Genomic DNA, 3,584 nt, shown 5'->3' on the forward strand with positions numbered 1-3,584 from the left:
TCAGAACGTTGGAAAGGGCATCATCAAGGGGGAGCACTTATCCACAGCCGTGATTTGTCCAGTTATGAAAAACCCTCGTGTGTCTCAGGAGCAGTTTGGCCAGGTTATGGCGACCAATTTGTGAGGAAGTTTCTTGTGTCTCGGGCTTTTGTCCCGCTGTTTTTCGATTAAGGGGGGGCGATTAGTCAAGCTCTCTATGAATGATCAAACGATGGTGCGAAGAGGCTTTGTATAGCCCTTCCGGGGTAGGCACCGAATCCTTGTCCCGCATTATGGCCGAGGATCTAAAGCCCTTTCGCATTAGCGTCAACATCCTGCTTCCCGGCGGAGCGACCCGAACCACCATGATTTTGGAGCGCGTATCCCAGATGGTACAGGCAGGACTCTTAGTTCCGGCCATTACGGGACCTCCTATGGTCTTTTTAGCGTCCAACCAAGCTTATGGCTTCACAGGAGAACAGATTGAAGCGACTTATTTTGATGCATGGTGCCGAGAGCATGGCATAGACCGCTAGCGCACGGCGCATGTTAGAGAGGAACTTTGGGGAGGGACAATTATGGAAGAAACGGCCAAGAGAGTGTCAGTCAGCGTCAACGGAACCTCCTTAGAGGCCAGAGAAGGCGAACGGCTTATCGATGTGCTGCTAGAGAATGGGACGCCCATACCCCACGTCTGTTATCTTCCTATCTTAGGACCGATCCAAACCTGCGATACCTGCATCGTATCGGTGGATGGGGCCTATGTGCGCGCCTGCGCCGAGACGGTTCGGGATGGGATGAGCGTGGATACCGAATCGCGTCCCGTGAAAGCACGCGAAGAAGAAGCGATGCAGCGCATCTTAGGGAATCATCGGCTTTACTGCACGGTGTGCGACAACAACAATGGGGACTGTGTGGTCCACAACACCACCGAGCTTCTGCGAATTGAGCATCAAACCATCCCGTACACGCCCAAGCCCTATCCGCCCATTGACGACTCCAATCCTTTTTATCGGTATGACGTCAACCAGTGCATCTTGTGTGGGCGGTGCGTGGAGGCCTGCCAGGATCTGGAGGTTAACGAGACGCTGTCCATCGACTGGAGTCTCGAGCGGCCACGGGTGGTGTGGGACGACCACAAGCCCATCGGCGAATCGTCCTGTGTGTCCTGCGGCCATTGCGTGACCGTTTGCCCCTGCAACGCCCTGATGGAGAAGTCCATGCTGGGCGAGGCCGGGTTTTTGACCGGGATTAAGCCGGATACGTTGCTACCCATGATTGATTTGGTGGAGGGGATCGAGCCCTCGATGGGGCCGGTCTTTGCGCTCTCGAATGTGGAGTCGCAAATGCGGGACAGCCGCATCAAGCGCACCAAGACGGTCTGCACCTATTGCGGCGTGGGCTGTTCATTCAACGTTTGGACGCGAGACCGCAAAATTTTGCAGATTGAGCCGCCACTGGAGGCACCGGTGAATAGTGTTTCCACCTGTGTGAAGGGGAAGTTTGGGTGGGACTGGGTCAACAGTCCAGAGCGTTTGACCAAGCCCTTAATTCGCGACGGTGATGGGTTTCGAGAGGCAGCTTGGGACGAGGCGTTAAACTTGGTGGCGTCGCGCTTGTCGGCGATCAAGAAGCAGGATGGGCCGAATGCCCTGATGTTTGTGGCCTCCAGCAAAGGATCAAACGAAGAGGCTTATTTGGTGCAGAAGCTGGCCCGCTCGGTCATCGGCACCAACAATGTCGACAACGACTCAACCTATTGTCAGGACCCCGCTACCTTTGGACTCAAGGCCACGGCGGGCTACGGTGCGGACAGCGGCACCTTGAAGGATATTGAAGCGGCCGATTTGGTCATTGCCATCGGCTCTAATACCGCCGAGTCACACCCCGTCTTCGCCACCCGCGTCAAGCGGGCCCATAAGTTGCGGGGACAAAAGCTGGTGGTGATTGATGTCCGACGCCATGAAATGGCGGATCGGGCGGATCTCTACATCCACCCTAAGAGCGGATCGGATCCGTACCTCTTGGCTGGTGTGCAGAAGTACTTGGTGGATCAAGGCTGGATTGACCGCGAATTTCTGAATCAGCACGTCAACGGTGTGGACGAGTACCTGAAATCGCTTGAGCCCTATACGCTGGACCAGGTGGAAGCGCTGACCGGTGTAACGCCGGATACCATCAAGACGTTGGCGGAAATGATTCACCAGGCACCCAAAGTCGCCATTCTATGGGCGATGGGCATCACCCAGCAGGGGCAGGGCGCCCAAGGGTCCTTAGCGATTGCCAACCTGTTGCTGTTGACGGGCAATATTGGGCGGCCTGGCACCGGGGGGTATCCGCTCCGGGGACACAACAATGTGCAAGGGGCTAGCGATTTCGGCAGCAAACCGCGATTTTTGCCCGGATACCAGGATGTCCGGGATGAAAAGGTCCGCGCTCATTGCGAGTCCGTATGGGGGGGCGAGCCCATTCCCGACGAGCCGGGGCTGTCCAATACGGAAATTGCCGATGGGGTGTTGGATGGCCGGATCAAGGGCCTCTATATTGTCGGTGAGGATACAGCGCTCGTTGACAACAACATTTCCCGCATACAAAAAGCTCTCGAAAAGGTGGACTTCCTAGTCGTTCAGGAGGTGTTTATGACCAAGACGGCCCAATACGCCGACGTGATTTTGCCGGCGGTCCCGTCCCTGGAAAAAGAGGGTACGTTCGTCAATACCGAACGACGCATTCAGCGCTTCTATCAAGCCTTAGACCCCTTGGGGGACGCGAAACCCGATTGGGTCATCCTCACCGAGGTGGCGAACCGTTTGGGCGTCCCATGGCACTATAGCCATCCGTCGGAAATTATGGCGGAAGTGAGCCGCGTGGCGCCGCTATTTGCCGGAGTGAGCTATGAGCGGTTGGAAGGATTTCAAAGTCTCAACTGGCCGGTGGCCGCCGACGGCACGGACCAGCCGCTGCTTTATCAACACGGCTTCAACCACCCCGACGGCAAAGCCAAACTCGTACCCTTAAGCTTTCACGAGGTACCCGTCCCCGAGACGGAGTACGACATTCTGGTGAATAATGGGCAGTTGCTGGAGCACTTCCACGAGGGCAACCTCACCTATCGCGTCCCAGGGATTAAGCACTTGGTGCCGCATGTCTTTGTTGAGGTGTCGCCGGAATTGGCCCGTGAAAAGAATCTCAAGGATGGGCAATGGGTCCGCCTCATTACGCCGGACGGCCGTGCCCGTATGCGCGTGGTCATCACCGAGCGGGTCGAGGGGCATGAGGTGTATCTGCCCATGAACTCCACCGGAGACGGGGCCATAAATCAGTTAACGCCCGAGGTGTTTGACCCCGAAACCCGCACTCCTGGATATAAGCACACCTATGCCAAGCTGGAGCCCCTGGATGTGGAGCCGGGTACGCCGCTGCCGCGCCGCAATTGGCGATACCAGAAACGCAATCCGCAACCGGGCGTGCGCGTCGAGAAGAAGTGGGAACGAGGCGACTACCGTCCCTTGGTTACTGTCAACGCGGAAGAGCGTCCTGTAGAGATGTGATTTCGGCGGACTTTGACAGTTGAGGAAAAAATCCCCCCGTTGGTACGGTTGTGG

Annotated in this window: 2 protein-coding genes; both read left to right on the top strand. The window is 56.7% G+C overall.

Going from position 1 to position 3,584, the window contains the following annotated elements; translation table 11 throughout:
* Positions 1-227 precede the first annotated feature (227 nt).
* Positions 228-515, top strand: coding sequence for a Rossmann-fold NAD(P)-binding domain-containing protein (locus tag HIJ39_RS21975; protein WP_169103180.1), 288 nt, complete (start codon positions 228-230; stop codon positions 513-515).
* 42 nt (positions 516-557) lie between these two features.
* Positions 558-3,530, top strand: a complete 2,973-nt coding sequence (fdhF, locus tag HIJ39_RS21980) for a formate dehydrogenase subunit alpha (RefSeq protein ID WP_169103181.1) — start codon at positions 558-560, stop codon at positions 3,528-3,530.
* Positions 3,531-3,584: the final 54 nt, after the last annotated feature.

Origin of the sequence: Sulfobacillus harzensis (genome assembly GCF_012933365.1) — a bacterium.
Classification (GTDB): Bacteria; Bacillota; Sulfobacillia; order Sulfobacillales; family Sulfobacillaceae; genus Sulfobacillus_B; species Sulfobacillus_B harzensis.

Coding starts and splice junctions, on each gene's coding strand:
- fdhF (WP_169103181.1), top strand. CDS start 558: ATGGAAGAAACGGCCAAGAGAGTGTCAGTCAGCGTCAACGGAACCTCC.